At 71.8% G+C, this 25,558-nt stretch carries 20 protein-coding genes; 10 read left to right on the top strand and 10 right to left on the bottom strand.

Annotation, left to right across the window (positions count from 1 at the left end; genetic code table 11):
• Position 1 precedes the first annotated feature (1 nt).
• Complete coding sequence (locus OF819_RS20400) at positions 2–871, bottom strand: metal ABC transporter ATP-binding protein (protein WP_267245042.1); 870 nt, start codon at positions 869–871, stop codon at positions 2–4.
• Positions 868–1,980 (bottom strand): metal ABC transporter substrate-binding protein, encoded by a 1,113-nt coding sequence (locus OF819_RS20395; RefSeq protein WP_267245041.1) that lies wholly within the window; start codon positions 1,978–1,980, stop codon positions 868–870. The genes OF819_RS20400 and OF819_RS20395 overlap by 4 nt, the downstream gene beginning before the upstream one ends.
• Positions 1,981–2,155: 175 nt before the next feature.
• Between OF819_RS20395 and OF819_RS20390 the strand changes: the two genes are divergently transcribed.
• From OF819_RS20390 to dusB, 3 genes are all read left to right on the top strand, one after another.
• Complete coding sequence (locus OF819_RS20390) at positions 2,156–3,538, top strand: glycine--tRNA ligase (RefSeq protein WP_267245040.1); 1,383 nt, start codon at positions 2,156–2,158, stop codon at positions 3,536–3,538.
• A gap of 88 nt (positions 3,539–3,626) precedes the next feature.
• Positions 3,627–3,848: a hypothetical protein gene (locus OF819_RS20385; RefSeq protein ID WP_267245039.1), complete on the top strand. Its 222-nt coding sequence runs from the start codon at positions 3,627–3,629 to the stop codon at positions 3,846–3,848.
• 233 nt (positions 3,849–4,081) lie between these two features.
• Positions 4,082–5,230 (top strand): tRNA dihydrouridine synthase DusB, encoded by a 1,149-nt coding sequence (gene dusB, locus OF819_RS20380; RefSeq protein ID WP_267245038.1) that lies wholly within the window; start codon positions 4,082–4,084, stop codon positions 5,228–5,230.
• A gap of 38 nt (positions 5,231–5,268) precedes the next feature.
• Here the strand turns inward: dusB and OF819_RS20375 are convergent, their stop codons facing one another.
• Positions 5,269–6,021: a GntR family transcriptional regulator gene (locus OF819_RS20375; protein ID WP_267245037.1), complete on the bottom strand. Its 753-nt coding sequence runs from the start codon at positions 6,019–6,021 to the stop codon at positions 5,269–5,271.
• Between the two features lie 271 nt (positions 6,022–6,292).
• Between OF819_RS20375 and OF819_RS20370 the strand changes: the two genes are divergently transcribed.
• The 7 genes from OF819_RS20370 (at position 6,293) to OF819_RS20340 (ending at position 15,958) form a co-directional block, all read left to right on the top strand.
• The gene (locus OF819_RS20370; RefSeq protein WP_267245036.1) at positions 6,293–7,450 is read left to right on the top strand and encodes an ABC transporter substrate-binding protein; all 1,158 of its coding nucleotides are present in this window, start codon (positions 6,293–6,295) and stop codon (positions 7,448–7,450) included.
• Complete coding sequence (locus OF819_RS20365) at positions 7,450–8,355, top strand: ABC transporter permease (protein ID WP_267245035.1); 906 nt, start codon at positions 7,450–7,452, stop codon at positions 8,353–8,355. Before OF819_RS20370 ends, OF819_RS20365 begins: the two co-directional genes overlap by 1 nt.
• Positions 8,343–9,236, top strand: coding sequence for an ABC transporter permease (locus tag OF819_RS20360; protein ID WP_416370582.1), 894 nt, complete (start codon positions 8,343–8,345; stop codon positions 9,234–9,236). Before OF819_RS20365 ends, OF819_RS20360 begins: the two co-directional genes overlap by 13 nt.
• Positions 9,237–9,240: 4 nt before the next feature.
• Positions 9,241–10,389, top strand: coding sequence for an ABC transporter ATP-binding protein (locus OF819_RS20355; RefSeq protein ID WP_267245034.1), 1,149 nt, complete (start codon positions 9,241–9,243; stop codon positions 10,387–10,389).
• The gene (locus OF819_RS20350) at positions 10,386–11,090 is read left to right on the top strand and encodes an HAD family hydrolase (protein WP_267245033.1); all 705 of its coding nucleotides are present in this window, start codon (positions 10,386–10,388) and stop codon (positions 11,088–11,090) included. Before OF819_RS20355 ends, OF819_RS20350 begins: the two co-directional genes overlap by 4 nt.
• A gap of 381 nt (positions 11,091–11,471) precedes the next feature.
• Complete coding sequence (ppdK, locus tag OF819_RS20345; RefSeq protein WP_267245032.1) at positions 11,472–14,189, top strand: pyruvate, phosphate dikinase; 2,718 nt, start codon at positions 11,472–11,474, stop codon at positions 14,187–14,189.
• A gap of 668 nt (positions 14,190–14,857) precedes the next feature.
• On the top strand, positions 14,858–15,958 hold the full coding sequence (locus OF819_RS20340) for an ArsR/SmtB family transcription factor (RefSeq protein ID WP_267245031.1): 1,101 nt from the start codon (positions 14,858–14,860) through the stop codon (positions 15,956–15,958).
• A gap of 244 nt (positions 15,959–16,202) precedes the next feature.
• Here OF819_RS20340 and OF819_RS20335 read toward each other — a convergent pair whose 3' ends face one another.
• The 7 genes from OF819_RS20335 to OF819_RS20300 form a co-directional block, all read right to left on the bottom strand.
• On the bottom strand, positions 16,203–17,363 hold the full coding sequence (locus OF819_RS20335) for an alkaline phosphatase PhoX (protein ID WP_267245030.1): 1,161 nt from the start codon (positions 17,361–17,363) through the stop codon (positions 16,203–16,205).
• Positions 17,364–17,639: 276 nt separating this feature from the next.
• Positions 17,640–17,915: a DUF4287 domain-containing protein gene (locus tag OF819_RS20330; RefSeq protein WP_267245029.1), complete on the bottom strand. Its 276-nt coding sequence runs from the start codon at positions 17,913–17,915 to the stop codon at positions 17,640–17,642.
• An 87-nt stretch (positions 17,916–18,002) separates the two neighbouring features.
• A complete protein-coding gene (locus OF819_RS20325) occupies positions 18,003–18,935 on the bottom strand; it encodes an oxidoreductase (RefSeq protein ID WP_267245028.1) in 933 nt (310 codons plus the stop codon).
• Positions 18,936–19,027: 92 nt separating this feature from the next.
• Complete coding sequence (gene nirD / locus OF819_RS20320; protein WP_267245027.1) at positions 19,028–19,375, bottom strand: nitrite reductase small subunit NirD; 348 nt, start codon at positions 19,373–19,375, stop codon at positions 19,028–19,030.
• Complete coding sequence (gene nirB, locus OF819_RS20315) at positions 19,372–21,921, bottom strand: nitrite reductase large subunit NirB (protein ID WP_267245026.1); 2,550 nt, start codon at positions 21,919–21,921, stop codon at positions 19,372–19,374. The genes nirD and nirB overlap by 4 nt, the downstream gene beginning before the upstream one ends.
• A gap of 1 nt (position 21,922) precedes the next feature.
• Positions 21,923–23,800 (bottom strand): FAD-dependent oxidoreductase, encoded by a 1,878-nt coding sequence (locus tag OF819_RS29270; RefSeq protein WP_416370581.1) that lies wholly within the window; start codon positions 23,798–23,800, stop codon positions 21,923–21,925.
• Positions 23,801–24,375: 575 nt separating this feature from the next.
• On the bottom strand, positions 24,376–25,443 hold the full coding sequence (locus OF819_RS20300) for a serine/threonine dehydratase (RefSeq protein ID WP_267245025.1): 1,068 nt from the start codon (positions 25,441–25,443) through the stop codon (positions 24,376–24,378).
• Positions 25,444–25,558: the final 115 nt, after the last annotated feature.

Raw genomic sequence — 25,558 nt, 5'->3', positions numbered from 1 at the left:
CCTAAGTCAGCAGTCCCGTGCGGAGCGGCTCGCCGGCCGCATGCGGATGTACGTGGTCATGGCCGGGCAGGGCGTGCTGGCCGACGGCCTCAGGGGGCGGGCCGTCATGGACCACACAGCCGTCGCGCAGCACGACGGCCCGGTCGATCAGCGGCTCCAGAGCGCCCAGCTCATGCAGCACCAGCAGCACCGTCGTGCCGTTCGCGACCTGCTCGCGCAGCGTGTGGGCGAGGATCTCCTGGCTGGCCAGATCCACCCCCGCCATCGGCTCGTCCATGATCAGCAGATCGGGCTGCGCGGCGAGGGCGCGGGCGATCAGCACCCGCTGGTGCTGGCCGCCGGAGAGCGCGCCCACCGAGTCCCCGGCACGGTCGCCGAGGCCCACCAGGTCGATGACCCGCTGTACGGCCTCCTTGTCCGCGCGGGAGGCCCGCAGGCTCAGCCGCGTACGGGACAGCCGGCCGGCGGAGACCACCTCGCGGACCGTGGCGGGCACGCCGCTCGCCGCCGTGGTCCGCTGCGGCACATAGCCCAGGCGCGACCACTGGCGGAAGCGGCGCAGCGGGGCGTCGAAGAGCCGTATCTCCCCGGCGGCCAGCGGGACCTGGCCGATCACGGAACGGACGGCCGTGGACTTGCCGGAGCCGTTCGCGCCGAGCAGCGCGACGACCTCACCGCGGCGCACGGTGAGGTCGATGCCCCGCAGCACGGGGCGGGCGCCGAGGCTGGCACGGGCGCCCCGGACGGATATGACGGGCGGCTCCGTCTCCGCCGCGCTGCCGGGCGGCTGCGTCCCGCTGCCGGGCGCCGCGGACGCCCGGGCCTGTATGGCGGGCTCACTCATCGCCGTCGCCTCCACTACGTCTGTCATTTAGCGCCGAGCGCCTTCTTCAGGGCGGCGAGATTGGCTTCCATGACCTCGATGTAGTCATCGCCCTTGGACCTGTCCGTGATTCCCTCCAGGGGGTCGAGGACGTCCGTCTTCAGGCCGGTGTCGGCGGCGAGCGTCTTGGCGGTCTTGTCGCTGGCGAGGGTCTCGAAGAAGACCGTGGTGACCTTGTCCTTCTCCGCGATCTCCTGGAGTTCCTTGATCCGGGCGGGGGAGGGGTCGGCCTCGGGGCTGAGGCCGGCGATGCCCTCCTGGGTGAGGCCGTAGCGCTCGGCGAGGTAGCCGAAGGCGGAGTGGGTGGTGATGAAGGTCTTGGTGGAGGCGTTCTTCAGACCGTCCGCGAACTTCGTGTGCAGCGCGTCGAGCTTCTTGACCAGGTCGTCGGCGTTCTTGGTGTAGTCGGCGGCGTGGTCGGGGTCGGCCTTGCCGAGGGTCTCGCCGACCTTCTCGGCGACCTCCGCGTACTTCACGGGGTCGAGCCAGATGTGGGGGTCGGCGACAGCGGGGTCGTCATGGCCCTCGGCCTTGTGGCCTTCGTCTGCATGGTCTTCGTCTGCGTGGCCCGCCTCGCCGTGGCCGTCTTCCTCGTGGCCGTGCGCGTCGGAGTGCGCCTCGCCCTCGTGGCCGCCTTCCTCGTGGCCGCCTTCCTCGTGACCGTGCTCGTCATGGCCGTGATCGTGGCCGACCTCGGCGCCGTGGTTCTCCAGCGTGGTCAGCGTCGCGGCGTCGACCTTGTGCTTGGCCTCGGACTGGCCGATGGCCTTGTCGACGGCCGGCTGGATGCCCTTGAGGTACAGGATGTAGCCGGCTTCGTTCAGCTCGGCGGTCTGGCGGGGCTTGAGCTCCAGGTCATGCGGCTCCACGCCCGGCTTGGTGAGCGTGGTGACGGAGACATGGTCGCCGCCGATCTGCTCGGCCAGGAACTGCATGGGGTAGAACGACGCCACCACCTTCAGCTTGCCGTCCCCGCCCTTGCCGTCGGCCGTGGTGGTGCTGGTGCTGGAGCTGGAGCAGGCGGTCAGGGCCGTCAGCCCGAGCGTGATCGCTCCGGCGGCAGCGGCGGCGGGTATGAGGCGGCGTCGTACGTTCATGGAAGTCATTTTCAACAAAACTGGAAACGATTGTCAACAACGGTCACAAGGGGCCTCTGGCCCCCACCGATTTGATCCGGGGGGTGCGGCCGCCGGTAATCTGAAGCATTCGCCGTCGAGGCGCTACGCGCCGCCCCTGTTTCTGTCCGTTCGCCGTCGTAATGAAGAGAGCACCGTGGCCGCCGACAAGATCGACACCATCGTCAACCTGAGCAAGCGCCGTGGCTTCGTCTACCCCTGCAGTGAGATCTACGGCGGTCAGCGCGCCGCCTGGGATTACGGACCGCTGGGTGTCGAGCTGAAGGAGAACATCAAGCGCCTGTGGTGGCGTTCCATGGTCACCTCGCGCGAGGACGTGGTCGGCATCGACTCTTCGGTGATCCTGGCCACCGAGGTGTGGGAGGCCTCCGGCCATGTCGCCACCTTCACCGACCCGCTGACCGAGTGCACCTCGTGCCACAAGCGCTTCCGCGCCGACCACCTCGAAGAGGCATACGAGGAGAAGCACGGCAAGCTCCCCGAGAACGGCCTCGCCGACCTCAACTGCCCCAACTGCGGCAACAAGGGCACCTTCACCGAGCCCAAGCAGTTCTCCGGGCTGCTCTCCACCCACCTCGGCCCCACCCAGGACTCCGGCTCCGTCGCCTATCTGCGTCCCGAGACCGCCCAGGGCATCTTCACCAACTTCGCCCAGGTGCAGCAGACCTCCCGGAAGAAGCCGCCCTTCGGCATCGCGCAGATGGGCAAGTCCTTCCGCAACGAGATCACGCCCGGCAACTTCATCTTCCGCACCCGCGAGTTCGAGCAGATGGAGATGGAGTTCTTCGTCAAGCCCGGCGAGGACGAGCAGTGGCACGAGTACTGGATGGAGCAGCGCTGGAACTGGTACCGCGACCTTGGTCTCCGCGAGGAGAACATGCGCTGGTACGAGCACCCCAAGGAGAAGCTCTCCCACTACTCCAAGCGCACCGCCGACATCGAGTACCGCTTCCAGTTCGGCGGCAGCGAGTGGGGCGAGCTGGAAGGTGTCGCCAACCGCACCGACTACGACCTCTCCGCCCACTCCCAGGCGTCCGGCACCGACCTGTCGTACTTTGACCAGGAGGCCGGCGAGCGCTGGACCCCGTATGTCATCGAGCCCGCCGCCGGCGTCGGCCGCACCATGCTCGCCTTCCTCCTCGACGCGTACAACGAGGACGAGGCTCCCAACGCCAAGGGCGTCATGGAGAAGCGCACCGTGATGCGCCTCGACCCGCGCCTCGCGCCCGTCAAGGTCGCGGTGCTGCCGCTCTCCCGCAACCCGCAGCTCTCGCCCAAGGCCAAGGGCCTCGCCGCGGACCTGCGCAAGCTCTGGAACATCGAGTTCGACGACGCGGGCGCCATCGGCCGCCGCTACCGCCGCCAGGACGAGATCGGCACGCCGTTCTGCGTCACCGTCGACTTCGACACCCTGGACGACAACGCGGTCACCGTGCGCGAGCGCGACACGATGAAGCAGGAGCGCGTCTCGCTCGACCAGATCCAGACCTACCTGGGCAGCCGTCTGCTCGGCTGCTGACGCCCCACGCGCCGCACGGCGGCCGCACGGCGTACGAAGCCCCCGGTTCCGCGTACGGAGCCGGGGGCTTCGTTGCACACTGGGCACCATGCCGACGCCCCTCAGGCCCAGCCTCAGCAGATGGGACCAGCACGGCCGCGAACACGTCGTGCACATCCACAAGGCCGGAATCCAGCGCACGCTGCGCTGCGGCACCTGCGGCTGGCGCAAGGCCGCGCAGTTCCTGCCGTATCTCCCCTGGCTGAAAGCGGAAGCCCACCTCATGGAGGCCCACCAGGCGACGGTCAACCCGGCCGCGGGCCGGGCATAGCCCCGGCCCGAGGGCCGTCGACGGCCGAAACCTGCTCGTCCGCGGGCGGCCGAATTCCAACAACGCGCGCCATGGCCGAAATTCGCTAAGCCCTTAGCACCGGTGGACATTCAGGGTCAAGGCGCTCGGGCGGCTATGGCCGAAGAGCGCCAGTCGGCCGGATCGGGAGGGGCGCGGGCGGTGCGGGGCACACGGCGGCACGGGCACCGGCCGCGGTGCGGGACAATGGGCGGATGACCACCACCCCGATCCCCGGGCTGTCGATAGGCCCGCACGCCGTGCAGCCGCCCGTGGTGCTCGCTCCCATGGCCGGCATCACCAACGCGCCGTTTCGCACCCTCTGCCGTGAGTTTTCGGCAGGCAAGGGGCTGTTCGTCAGCGAGATGATCACGACGCGGGCGCTGGTGGAGCGCAATGACAAGACCATGCAGCTGATCCACTTCGACGCGAGCGAGACCCCGCGGTCGATCCAGCTGTACGGGGTGGACCCGGTCACCGTCGGCAAGGCCGTCCGCATGATCGTGGACGAGGATCTGGCCGACCACATCGATCTGAACTTCGGCTGCCCGGTGCCCAAGGTCACCCGCAAGGGCGGCGGCTCCGCCCTGCCGTACAAGCGGCCGCTGCTGCGGGCGATCCTGCACGAGGCGGTGACGAACGCGGGCGATCTGCCGGTGACGATGAAGATGCGCAAGGGCATCGACGACGACCATCTGACGTATCTGGACGCCGGGCGGATCGCGGTCGAGGAGGGCGTGACGGCGATCGCGCTGCACGGCCGCACGGCGGCGCAGCACTACGGCGGCACGGCCGACTGGGACGCCATCGCCCGGCTCAAGGAGCATGTGCCTCAGATCCCGGTGCTCGGCAACGGCGACATCTGGACGGCGGACGACGCGCTGCGCATGATCCGCGAGACCGGCTGTGACGGGGTCGTGGTGGGGCGCGGCTGCCTGGGCCGGCCGTGGCTCTTCGCGGATCTGGTGGCGGGCTTCGAGGGCGCGGGCCCGGACGCGTACGCCAGGCCGTCGCTGCGGCAGGTCGCGGACGTCATGGTGCGCCACGCTCAGCTGCTGGGAGAGTGGATCGGCGACGAGACGCGGGGCGTCATCGACTTCCGCAAGCATGTGGCCTGGTATCTGAAGGGTTTCTCGGCCGGCTCCGAGATGCGCAAGCGGCTCGCCGTCACCTCCTCCCTGGACGAGCTGCGCGAGCTGCTCGCCGGGCTGGACCTCGACCAGCCCTGGCCGTCCGGCGCGGACGGCCCGCGCGGGCGGACGTCCGGCAACAACCGCGTGGTGCTGCCGGACGGCTGGCTGCGTGACCCGTACGACTGCGCGGGCGTCACGGCGGACGCGGAACTGGACACCTCGGGCGGTTGAGCCGGGCCGGCGGCGCTTCCGGGCGCGCCGGCGACGGGCTATCCGTCCAGACGGCCCGCCCGGCGGGACAGCGGGGAGGTGTCAGCGGAGTTGCTGACGCTGAAGGTGACCGCGCCCGCGACATAGCGGTCGTCGGTCCATTCGATGGGGCGGCCCGCGGCGGTGCAGGTCAGGTGGCGCTGGCGGAGCAGGGGGCTGCCGCGGCGGACGTGGAGGAGCCGGGCGTCGACGCTGCCTGCCGGGACCGCGTCGATCAGATGGTCGCCGTAGTGGGCGACGATGCCGTGGGCTTCGGCGAGGCTGTTCATGATGGAGACGCAGTCGTCGGGGAGTTCCTCGACGGCGGGGGCGACCCAGTCCGCGTACGCGGTGCGTTCCAGCATGGCCGGTTCGCCGTCGAGGAGGCGCAGACGGACCACGTAGAGGATGCCGGCGCCGGGCGGGAGGGTCAGCCGGGTGGACTCCGCGGGGGTGGCGGGGCGGCGGGTGCGGGTGAGGATGCGGCTGGAGATCTCATAGCCCTCGCCCTGCGCCCACTGGGCGAAGCTGTTCAACTCGGCGAAGCTGTGGCGGCGTTCGCGTCGCAGCACGATGCGGCGCGCGCCCTGGCGGGAGCCGATCAGCCCTTCGGAGGCCAGGACGGCGACCGCCTGGCGGACCGTGCCGCGGGAGGCGGACCAGCGGGCCGCGAGGTCGCTCTCGCTGGGCAGCTGGGAGCCGACCGGGTACTCGCCGCCGAGGATCGAGCGGCGCAGCGCTTCCGCGATCTGTAGATAACGCGATGCCGCCACGCGTTCGCCCTCCGTGTCAGGGGTCGGGTGTGCGCAGTTCATCTGTGAACCGCGCTGTTTTCAGTCAGCCTAGACCGGGGGAGGGGGTGCTGTCGCCACAGCCGGCGACAGGGGCGACAGGCGCTGGATAACGGGGAGGATACGGTTCTCGGTCTTCCGGAAGCCGTGCCCGGCGCGTCATCCGCCGTTCATGAACCGGCCAGATCCGCCGGGCGAACTGAACCCGGCTTGTTCAGACAAGTTCCGTCCCCTTGGCTCTTGGGAGAGACCCGTGTTCAGATCTGCCGGCCGCGGCGCGGCCGCCCTGCTCGGCGCCGCCGCCGTCCTCACGTCCCTCAGCGCCTGCGGCGCCGCCCCCGACGACACGGCCGACGCGGCCGGCAGCGGCGGGGTCAAGGCGTCGGACGCCGGTTCCGCCGCCGACTTCGGCGGGATGAAGGAGCTCATCGCCGCCGCACAGAAGGAGGGCGAGCTCAACGTCATCGCCCTGCCGCCGGACTGGGCCAACTACGGCGAGGTCATCAAGGCATTCGAGGCCAAGTACAAGATCAAGGTCAACAGCGAGAACCCGGACGCCTCCAGCGCCGACGAGATCGCCGCCGTGAAGTCCCGCAAGGGCCAGAAGCGCGCCCCCGACGTACTGGACCTCGGCATCGCCTTCGCCCGCAGCGGTGCTCAGGAAGGGCTGTTCGCCCCGTACAAGGTCGAGTCCTGGGACAAGATCCCGGACTCCCAGAAGGACGCCGAGGCCCGCTGGTACAACGACTACGGCGGCTATGTCTCCATCGGCTGCGACGCCAAGCGGATCAAGAACTGCCCGCAGAGCTTCGCCGATCTGCTCAAGCCCGAGTACAAGGGCAAGGTCGCGCTCAACGGCAACCCGACCAAGTCCGGTTCCGCCTTCGGCGGCGTGTACGCGGCCGCGCTCGCCAACAAGGGCTCCTTCGGCGACATCCAGCCCGGCATCGACTTCTTCGCCGAGCTGAAGAAGAACGGCAACTTCATCCCCGTCGAGTCCACCCCGGCCACGGTCGAGAAGGGCGAGACGCCCATCAGCATCGACTGGGACTACCTCAACGCCGGGTACGCCGACCAGTTCAAGGACAAGGGCGTCGACTGGAAGGTCGCCGTCCCCAGCGACGGCGTCTACGCCCAGTACTACTCCCAGGCGGTCAACAAGGAGGCCCCGCACCCGGCGGCCGCCCGCCTGTGGATGGAGTTCCTCTACAGCGCCGAGGGCCAGAACCTGTGGCTCAAGGGGTACGCCCGGCCCGTGCTGCTCCCCGCGATGATCGAGGACGGCACCGCGGACAAGACCTTCACCGGCAAGCTCCCCAAGGTCTCCGACGCGCCCGCCTTCCCCTCCTCCGAGGAGCTGGACAAGGCCAAGGCCGACCTCGCAGAGAAGTGGGACAAGGCCCTCTCCTGATGACCGCGCTCTCCCAGCCCCCCACGTCTGCCGGCGGCGGCGCATCGAGTCGCCGCCGGCCCAGGCGCGGACCCCGTACGCATCTCGCCGCGCTGCCGCTGCTCTGCTTCACCGCGCTGTGCTTCGGACTGCCCGTCGGCGCGCTGCTGTACGGGGCCGTCACCCGCACCGACCCGGACACCGGCGCCACCGCGCTGACCGGCGAGCATCTCGCCCGCTCGCTCCAGGGGCCCTACCTCGGCTCCCTGATCGGCAGCGTGCAGCTCTCGGCGCTGACCGCGCTGATCAGCTCGCTCCTCGGCGTGCTGATCGCCCAGGCGATCGTCACCTCGCGCTCCCGCGCCCTGCGCGACGCCGCCCTCACCGCGTCCGGAGTGCTCGCCAACTTCGGCGGTGTGCCGCTCGCGTTCGCGTTCATCGCGACCCTCGGCATCTCCGGAGTCGTCACCCAGCTCGCCGACCTCACCTCGCTCGGCTGGAATCTGTACTCCTTCACCGGGCTCGCCGTGGTCTATCTGTACTTCCTCACCCCGCTCATGGTGCTCGTGATCATCCCCGCGCTGGACGGGCTGCGGCCCCAGTGGCGCGAGGCCGCACAGAACGCCGGCGCGAGCGGACGCCAGTTCTGGCGTCATATCGGCCTGCCCGTCCTCGCGCCCTCGCTGCTCGGCGGCTTCGTCCTGCTCTTCGGCAGCGCCTTCGCCGCGCACGCCACCGCCGCCGCCCTCGTCGGCGGCTCGGTGCCGCTCGTCACCCTGAAGATCGCAGACGCGCTGTCCGGGAACGTGCTCGTCGGACAGGAGAACGTGGCCCTCGCCCTCAGCCTCGACATGATCCTGATCGCCGGCCTCGTCATGGCGGTCTATCTCCCCCTCCAGCGACGGAGCGCCCGATGGCTGCGATGACGACGACCACCATCGACCGCCCGGCACGGGCGGCCGCGACGCCCCGGAGCAGACGGCCCCGCATCTGGCGGGGGGCCGTGCTCACCCTCGCCGCCTGCTACTTCCTGATCCCGCTCGCCGCCTCGTTCGTCTTCACGGTGCACACGCCGGGACAGGGCGTCTCCTTCGAGGCATACACCGCGCTGCTCTCCGCCGACGGATTCACCGACAGCCTGCTGCTGTCGCTCGCCCTCGCCGCCGCGACCATCGCGCTCGCCCTGCTGCTGGCCGTGCCCGCGCTGGTCGCCGTGCGCCTCGGCGCGCCGCGGCTGCGGCCCGTCGTCGAGGTGATGTGCATGCTGCCGCTCGTGGTGCCGCCGATCGCGCTGGTCACCGGCATCAGCACCGTGCTGCGCTGGGGGCCCGAACAGCTGTCGCACACGCCCCTGTACCAGACGTTCCTCGCCGTGCAGAACGAGGACTTCCCGGTCGTGCTCGTCCTCGCGTACACCGTCCTCGCGCTGCCGTTCGTCTACCGCTCGCTGGACGCCGGGCTGCGCGCCGTCGATGTGCCGACCCTGGTGGAGGCCGCCCGCAACTGCGGCGCGTCCTGGCCGTACGTCGTCGTACGCGTCCTGCTGCCCAATCTGCGCGCCGCGCTCGCCGGGGCCGCGTTCCTCACCCTGGCGCTGGTGCTCGGCGAGTTCACCATCGCCTCGCTGCTCGGCTTCGAGCCGTTCGCGGTGTGGATCGTCACCATCTCCGGCTCGCAGGCGAAGATGTCGGTGGCCGTCTCCGTCCTCAGCCTGCTCATCACCTGGGCGCTGCTGCTCCTGCTGTCCCGCGCGGGGACGGCCGCAGCGACAGCCGCCCCGTCCCGTACCTCCCGCAAGGAGTCCTGAGACCATGTCCACCCCCACCGCCGAGGCCGAGCGGACGGACCCGGCCGCCGCCGCGCCGTCCGGAGCGCGCGTCGAATTCCGCGGGCTGCGCCGGGCGTTCGGCCCGACCGTCGCCCTCGACGGCCTCGATCTGACCGTCGAGCCCGGCGAACTGATGGCGCTCCTCGGCCCCTCGGGCTGCGGCAAGACCACCGCCCTGCGGGTGCTCGCCGGATTCGAGCACCCGGACGCGGGCGAGGTGCTGCTCGACGGCGAGGACATCACCGGTGTGCCGGCCAACCGGCGCGACGCCGGGATGGTGTTCCAGTCGTACAGCCTCTTCCCCAATCTGAGCGCCCGCGACAACGTCGCCTTCGGGCTGCGCGTCCGCAAGGTCCCGGCCGCCCGGCGCCGCGCCCGCGCCGCCGAACTCCTCGGCCTGGTGGGGCTGCCCGACCACGGTGACCGCTTTCCGCACCAGATGTCCGGAGGCCAGCAGCAGCGTGTGGCCCTCGCCCGCGCCCTGGCCCTTGAGCCGCGGGTGCTGCTGCTCGACGAGCCGCTGTCCGCGCTGGACGCCAAGGTGCGGCTCAGCCTGCGCGAGGAGATCCGGCGGCTGCAGCTCTCCCTCGGCATCACCACCGTGTTCGTCACCCATGACCAGGAGGAGGCGCTGTCCATGGCGGACCGGGTCGCCGTCCTCAACGCGGGCAGGCTGGAGCAGTGCGCCGCCCCGGCCGAGCTGTACGAGCGGCCCGCGACGGCCTTCGTCGCCTCCTTCATCGGCACCATGAACCGGCTGCCGGGGCTGCTGACCGGCGGCGGCACGGTGGCGGTCGCGGGGCGGCGGCTGCCCGTGGACGGCGACGCCCCGGCCGCCGTACGGGACGTGGAGGTGCTCATCCGGCCCGAGAACGTCACCGTGGCCGCCGAGCCGGACGGCGAGGCCGTCGTCGCCTCCGCCTCGTTCCTCGGCGCGGTCACCCGCGTCCATGCGGAGCTGGAAGGCGTCGGCAGGATCACCGCGGATGTGCCCTCCCGGGACGCCGTGGCACTGGCACCCGGTGCCCGCGTCCGGATCGGCCTCGCCGAACGCCCGGTCCTCGTCGTGCCCGCGACGGCCGCCGCCGGGGACGGGGCCGTTGAGCGTGCGGCTGCCGGGGCCGCCGAGTGAGCCCCGCCGAACCCCGCCCCGCCGCCGTCCTCTTCGACATGGACGGCACCCTCGTCGACACCGAGATCCTGTGGTGGCAGGCCGCCGAAGAGGTCGCGGCCGGCCTCGGCCACGGCCTCGGCGACGCCGACGCCCCCGAGGTCGTCGGCCGCGCCGTCGAGGACACCGCCGCCCATCTCGTACGGATGACAGGCGCGGCGGACCCGCAGTCCGCGGCCCGGGTGGCGGCCGAGCTGACCGCCACGTTCTTCGCCAAGGTGGCGGCGGGCGCGCCGCTGCGCCCCGGCGCCCGGCGGCTGCTGTCCGCGCTGGAGGCCGACGGGGTGCCGTTCGCACTGGTCAGCGCCTCGCCGCGGGTCGTCGTCGATGCGGTGGCGGGCGGGGCGCTGGCCGGGGTGCCGTTCGCCTTCACGCTGTCGGCGGACGACACCGTGCGGACCAAGCCGCACCCCGATCCCTACCGGGCGGCGGCCGAGCGGTTCGGGGCGCTCCCCGGGGACTGTGTGGCGGTGGAGGACTCGCCGGACGGCAGCGCGTCCGCCGAGGCCGCGGGGTGCGCGGTGCTGGTGGTGCCGTCGCTGCTGCCGGTGGCGCCGTCGGCCCGGCGGGTCTTCGCCGGGAGCCTGGAGGAGGTGGATCCGGCGATGCTCGGACGGTGTGTTTCCGGCGCGTTGCGGGCACCCGTCGGTGAGTCCGGATGATGGAATCGGGACGCGTGAAACGGCGTGATTCTCGCCACCCTTGATAGGGGTTGCGCTCAGATGAGCGATCTCAAGGGGTCGCTTCCTTCGCTCCAGATCTAGAAGGGGTGGCACGGGGTGCCACCCCTTCTGTCTTCAAGTCTTGAAAACAAAAGCCGGAGGAGGCGCTCATATGAGCGCGTTAGCTCTGGTTTGAGTCAAGTGTGCTTCGGTGGCTGAAGGGAGCTCGAAGCCGCTTACTACGCGTCAGTCACTTTCGATCTGCTGGCGGACGAGTGGTTAAGGCCGTATGACGCGCAAGTGGACGTACCCAGACGCCTTTGATCTGGGTATGTTCCTCGCCGTCAGGGCAGCCACCGAGTCCTCGAGGAGTCGAGACCCGTGTCGGAAAACAAAGATCAGAAGTTCGTCTATGACTTCACCGAGGGCAACAAGGACCTCAAGGACCTGCTCGGCGGAAAAGGTGCGAACCTCGCCGAGATGACCAACCTCGGTCTCCCCGTCCCTCCGGGCTTCACGATCACCACCGAGGCGTGCAAGGTCTACCTCGCGAGCGGCGAGGAGCCGCCCGCCCTGCGCGACGAGGTCAGCGCCCATCTGACCGGCCTTGAGCAGACCATGGGCAAGAAGCTCGGCCAGGCCGACAACCCGCTGCTCGTCTCCGTACGCTCCGGCGCCAAGTTCTCGATGCCCGGAATGATGGACACCGTCCTGAACATCGGCCTCTCCGACGACTCGGTCGCCGGTCTGGCCAAGCAGTCCGGCGACGAGCGGTTCGCCTGGGACTCCTACCGCCGTCTCATCCAGATGTTCGGCAAGACCGTCATGGGCGTCGACGGCGAGCTGTTCGAAGATGCCCTCGACGAGGCCAAGCAGGCCAAGAAGGTCACCGTCGACACCGACCTCGACGCCGGCGATCTGCAGAAGCTGGTCAAGCGGTTCAAGAAGATCGTCAAGTCCGAGGCGGGACGGGAGTTCCCCCAGGACCCGCGCGAGCAGATGGATCTGGCCATCCGCTCCGTCTTCGACTCCTGGAACACCGACCGGGCCAAGCTCTACCGCCGCCAGGAGCGCATCCCCGGCGACCTCGGCACGGCCGTCAACGTCTGCTCCATGGTCTTCGGCAACCTCGGCCCCGACTCCGGCACCGGCGTCGCCTTCACCCGCGACCCCGCCAGCGGCCACCAGGGCGTCTACGGCGACTACCTGCAGAACGCACAGGGCGAGGACGTCGTCGCCGGCATCCGCAACACCGTGCCGCTCGCCGAGCTGGAGAACATCGACAAGAAGTCGTACGACCAGCTGATGCAGATCATGGAGACGCTGGAGACGCACTACAAGGACCTGTGCGACATCGAGTTCACCATCGAGCGCGGCCAGCTGTGGATGCTGCAGACCCGCGTGGGCAAGCGCACCGCGGGCGCGGCCTTCCGCATCGCCACCCAGCTTGTCGACCAGGGGCTGATCGACGAGGCCGAGGCGCTGCAGCGGGTCAACGGCGCGCAGCTGGCGCAGCTGATGTTCCCGCGCTTCGACGACACGGCGAAAACCGAGCTGCTGGGCCGGGGCATCGCCGCCTCGCCGGGCGCGGCGGTCGGCAAGGCCGTCTTCGACTCCTACACGGCCGTCAAGTGGTCCCGCTCGGGTGAGAAGGTCATCCTCATCCGCCGCGAGACCAACCCCGACGACCTGGACGGCATGATCGCCGCCGAGGGCATCCTGACCTCCCGCGGCGGCAAGACCTCCCACGCCGCCGTCGTCGCCCGCGGCATGGGCAAGACCTGCGTCTGCGGGGCGGAGGAGCTCCAGGTCGACACCAAGCGCCGCAGAATGACCGCGGGCGACACGGTGATCGAGGAGGGCGACCTCGTCTCCATCGACGGCTCCACCGGCAAGGTCTACCTCGGCGAGGTGCCCGTCGTGCCCTCCCCGGTCGTCGAGTACTTCGAGGGCCGCATGCACGCCGGCGCCGACGACGCCGACGAACTGGTCGGGGCCGTCCACCGGATCATGGCGTACGCGGACCGGGTGCGCCGGCTGCGCGTACGGGCCAACGCCGACAACGCCGAGGACGCCCTGCGGGCACGGCGGTTCGGCGCCCAGGGCATCGGACTGTGCCGCACGGAGCACATGTTCCTCGGCGAGCGCCGCGAGATGGTCGAGAAGCTGATCCTCGCCGACCACGACGACGAGCGGACCGAGGCGCTCCAGGCCCTGCTGCCGCTGCAGAAGCAGGACTTCATTGAGCTGTTCGAGGCGATGGACGGGCTGCCCGTCACCGTACGGCTGCTGGACCCGCCGCTGCACGAGTTCCTGCCCGACATCACCGATCTGTCGGTGCGCGTCGCGCTCGCCGAGGCCCGCCACGAGCCGCATGAGAACGAGCTGCGGCTGCTCCAGGCCGTGCACCGGCTGCATGAGCAGAACCCGATGCTGGGCCTGCGCGGCGTACGCCTCGGCCTGGTCATCCCCGGTCTGTTCACCATGCAGGTCCGGGCCATCGCGGAGGCCGCGGCCGAGCGGAAGAACGCCAAGGGCGACCCGCGCGCCGAGATCATGATCCCGCTGGTCGGCACCGTGCAGGAGCTGGAGATCGTCCGCGAGGAGGCCGAGGCCGTCATCGCCGAGGTCGAGGCCGCCACCGGCGTGGAGCTGAAGCTGGCGCTCGGCACGATGATCGAGCTGCCGCGCGCCGCGCTGACCGCGGGCCAGATCGCGGAGGCCGCGGAGTTCTTCTCCTTCGGCACCAACGACCTCACCCAGACGGTGTGGGGCTTCTCCCGCGACGACGTGGAGGCCAGCTTCTTCACCGCCTACCTGGAAAAGGGCATCTTCGGCGTCTCCCCGTTCGAGACCATTGACAAGGACGGCGTCGGCAAGCTCGTCCGGGACGCCGTCGAAGCGGGCCGCGCCACCCGCCCGGATCTGAAGCTGGGCGTGTGCGGCGAGCACGGCGGCGACCCCGAGTCGGTGCACTTCTTCCATGAGGCCGGCCTCGACTATGTCTCCTGCTCGCCGTTCCGGATCCCGGTGGCGCGGCTGGAGGCGGGCCGGGCGGCCGCTGTGTCGTCGGGGGCCTTTGGCAGCGACTCACGCTGACGCCTCGCTGACGCCGCCAAGGCGTCTGCGGGCGCTTCCCCAGGACGCCGGAGCCGCCGCCGGGAGGTCAAACCCTCACCGCACTCCCGCGGCGGCTCCGGGGGGTGAAAGAGGAAGGGGCGGACGCCTTGTGCGGGGCGTCCGCCCCTTCCGCATGTCTGCCGCCCGTCTTCCGCTTGCCCGCCGGGCAAGGTGCAGAGGGCATACTTGCGCCGCGCACGGCCACGGCCGGCAACTGCGCTGAGAGCGCTCCGAGTTCCGCGCCGCCGAGCGGTCCCGGCGAGCGCTTTACGGTCGACTTACGCCGCCTGCTGTTGAATTTCGTACGGCCGACCGCGGAAACGGCAATCGAATTTCTGCCATTCGCTGCGCAAAGTCCAGGCGGGGCACGGCCGGTGGATCCCCATCCTCCGGCCGTGCCCCATTACCCATGCCGGACACGGAGCCGCACCCTCTGCCAGCCGCCGCCGGACGCGCAAAGCCCCCCACGGTCTTCGCCACGTCACATCGGTGACAGAAGGATTCATGCCCGACGTCGTACAGCCTTTCGGTTGTCACCCCGGGCCCGCGAGGCGTTTCAACTGTGGCCGAAACTCCGTGGTGACGGCCTGTGATGGCGTGCATACTCGGGGATCGGGGCGATTAGCGGATGCAACAGTGGGGGTTCAGTGCTGCGAATCCATTTCACCGGCGACGACCTCGCGAGAGTGCGGATGGCGTCCAGGCCGGACGTGTTGTGGGAAACGATTCTGAGCTTTCACCGATTGCGGGACCGGCGCGGTGCGACGGTCTTCGGGGAATGGCGGTCCGAAACCCGCGCCCGGTTGAACGGTGAAACACGGCTGCTCTCCGCGCTGGTGCCGCCGAAGGGCTATTTCCCGGACTTTCTGACCCCGCCCGAGGCACGGGACGGGCTCGACGCGGGCCTTGAGGCCCTGCGTGCCACCCCGCCCGCCCGGCTGCGCGCCGAGCTGGCCCTGGCGGCCGCCGACCGCGCCTGTGTGCCCGGACTGCCCGGCAGACTCGCCGCGCTCGCCGACGGCAGAGCCGAGCCGCTCGCCCGGCTCGTCGGCGCGCTGCACAGCTACCACCGCGCCGCCGTCGAGCCGTACTGGCCCCATCTGCAGGCCAGGATCGAGGCCGACCGCGCCGTGCGCGGCCGTGCGCTGCTGGACGGCGGCCCCGACGAACTCCTCGCCTCCCTGCCGCCCGTGCTGCGCTGGCGCGCACCCGTGCTGGAGGCGGACTACCCCGTCGACCGCGAGGTCCGCCTCGGCGGGCGGGGCCTGCTGCTCCAGCCGTCGTTCTTCTGCCGCGGGACGCCCGTGGTCTACCGCGACCCCACACTGCCGCCGGTCCTCGTCTACCCGGTCGCACACCGCAGCGCCCCGGCCTTCCACGAGCCCGGCGGGCCCTCGCTCGGCCGGCTGGTCGGCCACACCCGCTCCGCCGTCCTGCAGGCCATCCGCAGCGGCAGCACCACCAGCGAACTGGCCCGCAGGGCGGGGGTGTCCCTCGCCTCCGCGAGCCAGCACGCGGCGGTGCTGCGCGAGGCCGGCCTGGTGGTGACCCTGCGCCACGGCAACTCCGTGCTGCATACGCTCACCCCCCTGGGGGCGGCGCTGCTGCGGGGCGGCGTCACCCCCGAGGCGCTGGGGGAGACGCCGGGCGCCGTACGGCCGGATGCGCCGGGGTCCGTACGCCCCGAGGCCCCCGCCTCCCGGCTCGCGCCCTCCGGACCCCGGCTGCCGGCCCGGACGCCCGTCTGACGGCCGGAGCCGGACCCCGGGGCCCGCGTCCTGTGGTGACCGGGCAGACGGCGGGCGTCCGGCTGCCGGCGAATCGGCAGCGAGCGGACCGGTCATAAGCCGGCCGCCCGTGCGGTCGCCGGGCGGCGACCGGTCACCAGGCGGCCGGTCACCAGGCGGCCGGCGCCAAGGCGGGCCGGGGCGGAGCGATCGTGCGTGAGCGGACCGGCAGGGGCGCAGCCTGCGGGGCCCGCGAGCCGGCCGGCTACGCGCGGAACGGTCCCGTCACCTCGTAGGTGATCCCGCCGTACGAACTGCCGGACGTGCCGCGCTGGCTGGAGAAGTACAGCCGTGAGCCGTCCGGCGAGAAGGCCGGCCCGGTGATCTCCGAGCCGGACTGCCCCTCGACGCGCAGGAAGGGCGCGACCACATCGTCCGGGGTGATCACGCAGATCTCCATATTGCCGCCGTCCTCCGCGACGTAGAGATCGCCGGACGCCGCGCCGGTGACGTTGTCGACGCCGGTCAGCGGCGCGGAGCCGCCCTGGACCAGGGAGTCGTCATAGGCCAGCTCGATGGTCTGCGCCGCCGCGTTGTACTGCCAGACCCGGTTGTCGCCCTTGGTGGTGAACCAGCAGGTGTCGTCCGCGTAGAAGCAGCCCTCGCCGCCGCTGAACCGCTTGGCGCCCGAGACCTGGTCGCGGGTCGCCGTCGGCCGTCCGTCCGGGTCGTACACCTCGCCCCAGGTGACCGGGCCCGAGGTCCCGGAGCCCATCCGCAGCGCCTCCAGCGTGCCGGAGGACAGATCGCCCCAGGTGTCCGGGGTGAAGCGGTAGAAGCAGCCGTCGCCGACGTCCTCCGTCAGATAGATCACCTTCCGTACGGGGTCGGCCGCGGCGGCCTCGTGCTTGAACCGGCCCATGGCCGGACGCCGCGCCGCCGCCCGCACGCCCCACGGGTCGGTCTCGTACACATAGCCGCGGTCCACCTCCTCACAGGACAGCCAGGTGTCCCACGGGGTCTTGCCGCCCGCGCAGTTCTGCCGGGTCGAGGAGAGGATGCGGTAGGCGCCGGTGATCGCGCCGGTCGCGGAGAACGCGATCGCGCTCGCGCCTCCCGAGGGGTTCACCTCCGAGTTGGAGACATATATCCAGCCGCTGCCGTCGGCGTAGCAGGCCCCGCCGTCCGGGGCGCGGTGCCAGGTGTACGAGGTGGAGCCGACCCGCTCGCCGGTACGGGCGACGACACGGCTGGTGAAACCCTCCGGCAGGCGTATCCCGTTGGCGTCGGACGGGGCGAGGGGGCCGTAGGGGCCGGTTCCGGGCTGGGCCGGGTCCGCGATGGCCGCACCCCGCCACAGAGTGCCGCCGAAGGCGGCGGCCGAGGCGCCGATGACCGTTCCGCGCAGGAAACTGCGACGTTCCACTAGTCACTCCAGGATGGGGGGAGAGCGCCGTCCCGCGAGGCCGGGCGGCGTCGCGGGACGGCGCGCTGACACGAGCGCTGACTGAAGCGAAAGCTATGAGCGCTGAATTGGCGTCACGTCAACAAGCAGTGACCTGCGGGCGGCGACCGCCGTCAAGCACTGTTCTCCGTCATACGTGTTGACCTCTCCCCGGACGGCACGCCCGCCCTGGCAGCCGCACCGTTCACCCCGCCGACCGCCCCGCCGACCGCGCTGCTCCGCGGAAGACCGGGTCGGTCACGGCGCTTCCAGCAGCTCCTTCAGCGCTGCCAGCCGCTGCTGCTCATGTCCCACGGTCACCGACTGGGCGTGCCAGCCCGGCAGCTGGTGCTCCTCGACCAGATGGGGGGCGATCCCGGCGTGGGTGCGCCCGGTCGCGCCCCAGCCGTCCAGCAGGGCGAACCACTCGTCCCAGTCCCGGCCGGTGGTCGCGCGCAGCGCCTCGCCGGTCAGCTTCCCGGTGATCCGCCTGCCGCCCGAGCGTGCCGCACCGGCGGCGTTCTCGCTGCTCATGGGGGTGAGGCTAGGACCGGGTCCCCGGTGCCGCAAACGCGAGCGCCCCGAGGCCGCCGCCCACACCCCGGGGCGTGCGCCAGGGCTTCAGGCGGGCCCGCCAAGCCCCTGGTACGCCACCTTCGTCAGCTGCTCCGACGCCGCCCACAGCCGTTCGCCCGCCACATCGTCGCGCGTCCAGCGCGCCCGCCAGGACGGCGCGGGCGCGCCCCGCCACATCACCAGCCGCGGCCCGGTGAACGAGTCCGGGCGCACGCCCGGCGCGGTGGCCGCGTACAGGGTCGGCAGCGCCCCGGCCTCCGCGGGCTGGGCGACGAGCCGATTGCCCAGCTCCATGATCCGCTCAACGCCCCTGCGGCCCTCCAGCCTCGCGCCGGCGGACTGCAGATTGGTGGCCGCGTAGCCCGGGTGCGCCGCGGCGGCCACCACATCGGCGCCGGCCGCCCGCAGCCGCCGCGCCAGCTCATGGATGAACAGCAGATTCGCGGTCTTGGAGCGGGCGTAGGCGATCCAGCGCCGGTACCGCCGCTCGCTGTTGAGGTCCCCCATGTCGAGCGTGGCCAGCGCGTGCAAGCCGCTCGACACGCTCACCACCCGTGCGCCGGGCGTCGCCAGCAGCCGGGGCGTCAGCAGTCCCGTCAGCGCGAAGTGCCCGAGGTGGTTGACCCCGAACTGCGTCTCGAAGCCGTCGGCGGTCCGCCCGTACGGCAGCGCCATCACTCCGGCGTTGTTGATCAGCAGATCGAGCCGGTCGTACGGGAAGCCCGCGGCGAACGCCCGCACCGAGGACAGATCCGCCAGGTCGAGCTGCCGGAACTCCGCCTCGGCCCGCGGCGCCTCCGCTCTGATCCGCCGCTCCGCCTCCCGCCCGCGCGCCTCGCTGCGGCAGGCCAGCACCACCCGTGCACCGCGCCGGGCCAGCTCCCGGGCCGTGACCAGCCCGATGCCGCTGTTGGCCCCGGTGACCACGGCGACGCGGCCACGCTGATCGGGGATGTCGTCCGCGCTCCAGCCGGCCATGAGTGAGCCCCTCGCTCGTCGGTGACGTCAGTGCCGTGTGTTTCGACGGTGTGTGCGACGCTCGTGTGCGAGGGGCAGCCTACGCCTTGGGCTCACGCGCCGGACGGGCTGAAATCCGAGGTCCGGCAGGCGAAGACCTCCACCGTCACCTCGTCGTCGTCGAGACAGCGCCCCGACTCCAGGTCGAAACGCTGCTTGAGCAGCGGCGACGCCACAAACGGGCGGCCCTGTGCCGAGCCGAGCAGGCCGCGGGAGAGGACCTGCGCCCCGGTGAACGGATCGCGGTTGTCGATCGCGTACGCACGGCCCGCACGGTCCGTGAACACCGCCGCCTGGCGGCCGTCCGGCAGCAGGGCCGCGATGCCCCGGCCGGGCGTGAGCTGGGACAGCTCGCACACGGCCAGCCAGCTGTCGTCGTCGAGACGGAGTTCGAGCGTCATCGCGAGGAGACCCCTTCCAGGGTGAGGATCTGCAGGTCCGGCTTGATCTGGTCGCGCTCCGGCACGAACCGCACGGACGGGTCCGGCGCGTCGGGCGCGTTGACGAAGGAGACGAAGCGGCGCAGCCGGTCCGGGTCGTTCAGCGTCTCGGCCCACTCGTCGCGGTAGTCGGCCACATGCTTGGCCATCAGCGCCTCCAGCTCGTCGCAGAGCCCCAGCGAGTCATGCACGACCACATCCCGCAGATGGTCCAGGCCGCCCTCCAGCCGCTCCAGCCACACCGAGGTGCGCTCCAGCCGGTCCGCGGTGCGGATGTAGAACATCAGGAACCGGTCGATCAGCCGTACCAGTTCGGCGTCCGACAGATCCTTGGCCAGCAGATCGGCGTGGCGCGGGGTCGCGCCGCCGTTCCCGCCCACGTACAGATTCCAGCCGGAGGCGGTGGCGATCACGCCGAAGTCCTTCGACTGCGCTTCCGCGCACTCCCGCGCACAGCCCGAGACCGCCGACTTGAGCTTGTGCGGGGCGCGCAGCCCCCGGTAACGCAGCTCCAGTTCGATGGCCATGCGCACCGAGTCCTGTACGCCGTAGCGGCACCAGGTCTGCCCCACACAGGACTTGACCGTCCGCAGCGCCTTTCCGTACGCGTGCCCCGACTCAAAGCCCGCGTCCACCAGCCGCGCCCAGATCGCCGGAAGCTGATCCACCCGTGCCCCGAACATATCGATCCGCTGACCACCCGTGATCTTGGTGTAGAGACCGAAGTCCCGCGCCACCTCGCCGATCACGATCAGCTTGTCCGGGGTAATCTCCCCGCCGGGGATGCGCGGCACGATCGAATACGAGCCGTTGCGCTGCATATTGGCCAGAAAGTGGTCGTTGGTGTCCTGCAGGGCGGCCTGCTCGCCGTCCAGGATGTAGCCGCCGCCGAGCGAGGCGAGGATCGAGCCGACGGCCGGCTTGCAGATCTCGCAGCCCTCGCCGCCCCGTGCCTCCTCGCGGCCGTGGCTGTCGAGGAGTTCGGCGTACGAGCCGAGCCGCAGCGTGCGGACGATCTCGTACAGCTCGCTGCGCGTGTACGGGAAGCAGCCGCACAGGCCCTTGTCCCCGGTCTTCGGCAGCAGCTGGCCGATGACCTTGACACAGCTTCCGCAGCCGGTGCCCGCCTTGGTGCACTTCTTCACCTCGGGCAGCGAGGAGCAGGCGCAGATCTCGCCCTTGGTGACATTGTGGCAGGAGCAGATCACCGCGTCGTCGGGCAGCGCGGACGGGCCGAGCGCCACCGGGGCCCCGGCCCCGGTCGGCAGCACCAGCTGCTCGGGTGAGACCGGCGGCACCGAGCCGGTCAGCGGCCGCAGCATGCCGTACGACTCGGCGTCGCCCACCAGGATGCCGCCGAGCAGCGTGCCGTCCTGGGCGACCACCAGCTTCTTGTAGACCCCGGAGCGGGAGTCCGAGTAGACGACGTCCAGGCAGCCCTCCGCCGCCCCGTGGGCGTCGCCGAACGACGCCACATCCACGCCGAGCAGCTTCAGCTTGGTGGAGGTGTCCGCTCCGGTGAACGGCTTGGCCTCGCGCTCGCCCGGGAGCCCGATCACGGCCGCGACGGCCGCCGCGGCCGTCTGCGCCATCTCGTAGCCCGGCGCGACCAGCCCGTACACCCGCCCGTCGGCGGCCAGCGCGCACTCGCCGATCGCGAACACGGCCGGGTCGGAGGTGCGGCACTGCTCGTCGACCACGATGCCGCCGCGCTCGCCGACCTCCAGGCCCGTGTCGCGGGCGAGCTGGTCGCGGGGGCGCACCCCGGCCGAGAAGACCACCAGGTCCGCCGTGAGCTCCGCGCCGGTGGACAGCTTCATTCCGGTGACGGCGCCGTGCGGGGCGCCGTCGGCGGTGGTGACCTCCTGGGCGCCCGCGCCGGTGTGCACGGTCAGGCCCATGTTCTCGATGGTGCGCAGCAGGGCCGCCCCGCCGCCGTCGTCCACCTGCACGGGCATCAGCCGGGGCGCGAACTCCACGATATGCGTGGCGAGCCCGAGGCCCTTGAGCGCGCCCGCCGCCTCCAGGCCGAGCAGTCCGCCGCCGACGACCACGCCGGTGCGGGCCGTCTTGGCGTACTCCTCGATCGCGAGCAGATCCTCGATCGTGCGGTAGACGAAGCAGCCCTCGGCGTCCTTGCCGGGCACCGGTGGCACGAAGGGGTACGAGCCGGTGGCCAGCACCAGCGTGTCGTACACGATCGTGCGGCCGGAGCGGGACGTCACCGTGCGGGCGGCGCGGTCGACGGTCTCGGCGGGGTCGTCGAGGTACAGCTCGATGCCGTGCTCCCGGATGAACTCCGGGTCCGTGAGCGACAGCTCGTCCGGGGTGCGGCCGCTGAAGTACGAGGTGAGCTGCACGCGGTCGTACGCGGCCCGCGGCTCCTCGCACAGCACGACGACGCGCGCCCGCTCGGTCACGCCCTGCTCGGCGAGGGCCTCCAGGAACCGCTGGCCGACCATCCCATGGCCGACGACCGCGATGGTGGGGGTGGTGGACTCAGCCATGTCACAGGCCTCCGTTGTCAGTGAGCAGATGGAGCAGGGGCACGGACTCGGGGAGGACCTCGTCGTCCTCCCAGGCCCGGGCCAGTTCGCCGACGGCGGCGAGGTCCCCGAGCAGCACCCCGCCGACGAGCCGATCGCCCCGGACGACGACCTTCCGGTACGCGCCGCGCGTGGCGTCGGCGAGCTGGACGACGTCGTCCCCGGGCTGCGGCACGGGGTCGCCGAACGCGGCGAGGTCGAGGGGGCCGGGGGTGGCGTTGTCGCCGCCGTCGCCCGACGTGTTGCCGGTTGTGCCGCCCGCCGTGTCACTCGCCAGCGCGGCGAGGGTGAGGCGGGTGAGCGCGCGGGTGCCGGTGTAGCGGGGAGGCGGGGGAAGCGCGGGCGCGTCCTCGGCGGTGGACGCGCCGTCGTGGGACGCCCCGCTGCCGGCGGTCACGCGCCCGCCGGCCCCTGCGGGCGGCTGCGGGGAGGGGGCGTCCTCGGGTTCGCCGCCGGGCGCGGGGCCGGTGGTGGACGCCCTGTCGTGGGGCGCGCTGCTGTCGGCGGTCACGCGTCCGCCGCTGGACGCCGGTCCGGGGGCGGGGGTGTCGATGCCTGCGGTGGGCCGCGGGGTGGGCGCGTCGTCGGGTTCGCCGCCGGGTGCGGGGCCGGTGGTGGACGTCCTGTCGTGGGGCGCGCTGCTGTCGGCGGTCACGTGTCCGCCGCTGGAGGCCGGTCCGGGGGCGGGGGTGTGCTGCGGGGTGGGGGCGTCCCCGGCGTCGTCGCCCGACGCGTGGTCGTCGGGGGCTTGGGCCGTCCGCGGGGAGAGGGCGGCCGCGCCTGCGGGGCGCACGCCGTTGGACGCCGGGCCGCCGGCTGTGGCTGGCGCGGGCCGGGCCCCGGCCACGCGGGACTCGTGTGCCAGCAGCTGGGCGAGGACGTCCGCCTGTTCCAGGGCGGGGCCCGCCAGGCCGTGCACGACGCCCGCGTGCTGGGCGCAGTCGCCGATGGCGTGGATGTACGGGTCCGAGGTGCGCAGCTCGTCGTCCACGACGATCCCGCGGTCGACTGCCAGCCCGGCGTCCTGCGCCAGCGAGACGCGCGGCCGCACCCCGCAGGCGAGCACCGCGAGATCGGCTTCGAGGGCGTAGCCGTCGGCGAGCTCGACGGCGCTGAGCAGCGCGCCGTCGTCCGGGTCCGGGTCCGCGTCCGGGTCCGCGGACGGGCCGGGGCGCCCGTGCACGCCGTGAGCGACCGCCACGGCCAGGGGCGCCCGCGCCGCGGTGCGCAGGCCGCGGACCCGGCACTCCGTGTGGACCTCCACGCCCAGCGCCTCCACATGGAGGCGCAGCAGCCGGGACGCGGCCGGGTCGAGATGGCGTTCCATCAGCCGTTCGCCCTGCTGGGCGAGGACCACACGGGCCCCGCGCGCGGCCAGGGCGCGGGCCGCCGACACGCCGAGGAGACCGCCGCCGATCACGACCGCCCGGGTGCCGGGGCGTACGGAGGCGGACAGGGCCAGACAGTCGTCGAGGGTCCGGAAGGGGTGCACGCCCTGCGGCAGGCCGGGCCCGATGCCGCGCAGCGGCGGCAGCACCGGGTTGGAGCCGGTGGCGAGCACCAGCCTGTCGTACGGGACGGCCGTGCCGTCCGCGCAGATCACCCGACGGCGCTCCCGGTCGATGCCGGTGACCCGTACGCCGCGCCGCACGCCCGCATGGGGCAGCTCGATCACCTCGGGGCCGTACCGCCCGGCGAGCACCTCGGCGAGCAGGACCCGGTTGTACGGGGCGTGGGTCTCCTCGCCGAGGACGGTGACGGCCATGCCGGCGTCACCGAGCCGCCGTGCCAGGCGCACTCCGGCGGTCCCGCCGCCGATGACCACGATCTCCGATCCCATGCAGGCAGCCTGCGTCCTCGGTGTTACCCGCCTGGCACCTGATTGTTTCCCGTGGGGAACGCTGCGCTCAGCGCCGCCGGCACACCGCTGTGAGGCGCCCCCAGGCGAGGCTGGGTATCTGGTTCCCGCGCCTGGTGCCGCTGGCGCTCTGTCCGGGCGTACAGCTCACTCCGCGTCGGCCTGTCAGTGACGGCACGGAGCATCGGACGGTCAGCGGGCTTCTCCGAGGGATGTCATACAGCTGCCAGAGGGCCGATCCGAGAGGCCCACCCGCAGTTGTCGCACATGACGATCACGACGCGCTCGTAGATCGTTCCCCATGTCTCCAGGCTTCGGCACCCGTCACAGGGGGCGCGCCGGTACGTCCGCTGGACGAAGGCGAAAGCCTCGTTCAGTGTGTTCGCATCCATGAGCGCCTCACTCTGTGTTGATGTCCTATTACCATGACACAGCGGCCCGTCCTGAGAGGACGGGTCGCCGGCATTGGGCCGGGGCGTTGCCGTACGACGCGGGTGGCGTTGTGCGGGAGTGGGCGGCGGTCCCGTCCTCTAGGGCGCGGTGAGCTGTCCTGTCGCTCATGCGAAGTGCTCCGCGTCATCAGGCTTGTGAGCCAGGTCGCTGGGGTCGGTGTTCGCTCCGCACAGGACTACGGCGATCCGTTCCCCGCTCTGCGGGCGGTAGCCGCCGGCCGGGATGCGCGCCTGTTCGGGGAGGGCGCGGCCGGGGCGGCTGTGGATCGGGGCGGTGAGTGCGGCCAGGGCTGCGGCGGCTCCGTGCTCGACGGCGAGCCGGTGATGGTCCCACAGGGTGCGCCGGGCGCGGATGATCTCGCTGTCCGGGACGGTCACGGAGTGCACCAGGTCCTGCTGTGCTGCGTGCAGGGCCATTGCGGAGGCGCGGCGGGCGCCGAGGGAGTCGGCCGCGACGGAGTCCGGGGTGACGTCGACGAGGTCGCCGGTTTCGACGGCGGCGTTGAGGGCGCGGCAGTTCTCCGGCTCGACCGCGACGGTGCGGATGCCGTGGTGCTGGGCGGCGGCGGCCACTCCGGCGAACAGCCCGCCGCCTCCGACCGCGACGACGACGGTGTCCAGGCCGGGGATCTGGCGGCGGATCTCGTCCAGGAGGGTCCCGGCTCCGGCGGCGATGAGCGGATGGTCGTAGGCGTGGGAGGACAGCGCTCCGCTGCTGGCGGCGAAGTCGGCGCAGGCGTTTGCGGCCTGTGCGTACTCGGTGCCGACGAGGCGGACGTCCGCGCCGTACGCGCGCAGCTTGGCGACCTTGACGCGCGGCGCGGTCTCGGGCAGGAACACGGTGGCCCGCACCCCCTGCTGCCGCGCGGCCCACGCACACGCCAGCCCGGCGTTTCCCCCGGACGCGATCGTCACCCCGGCCTCCGGCAGGGTGCCCGCCTCACGGTGGGCCTGAAGGAAGTTCTGCGCTCCGCGGGCCTTGAATGACCCGGTGTGCTGCATGAACTCCAGCGCCAGCCAGACCTCGCAGGGGTCGGGGTCGCGTTCTTCGACCGGGTCGCGGAAGGCTGTGGGGATCGCCCCGGGGTCGGTGCGGGCGAGGGAGACGGGGCGGATGTGGTCGGCGATGCGTTCGTGAGCGGCTTTGATGTCGGCGTAGGCAAGCTGGTGCACGGTGTGCTCCTGTGGAGGGGTGGTCAGGCCGAGGAAGAAGCGAACGCAATGCGCCGCCCGACGGGTGGCGCATCGTGCAGTCGTGTGGACTGGTCAGCTGCCATAGCGTTCGGGT

Source organism: Streptomyces sp. PR69 (genome assembly GCF_026420845.1).
Classification (GTDB): Bacteria; Actinomycetota; Actinomycetes; order Streptomycetales; family Streptomycetaceae; genus Streptomyces.
The sequence above is the reverse complement of the archived record's forward strand: the minus strand, read 5'-3'. Positions and strand labels throughout refer to the sequence as shown.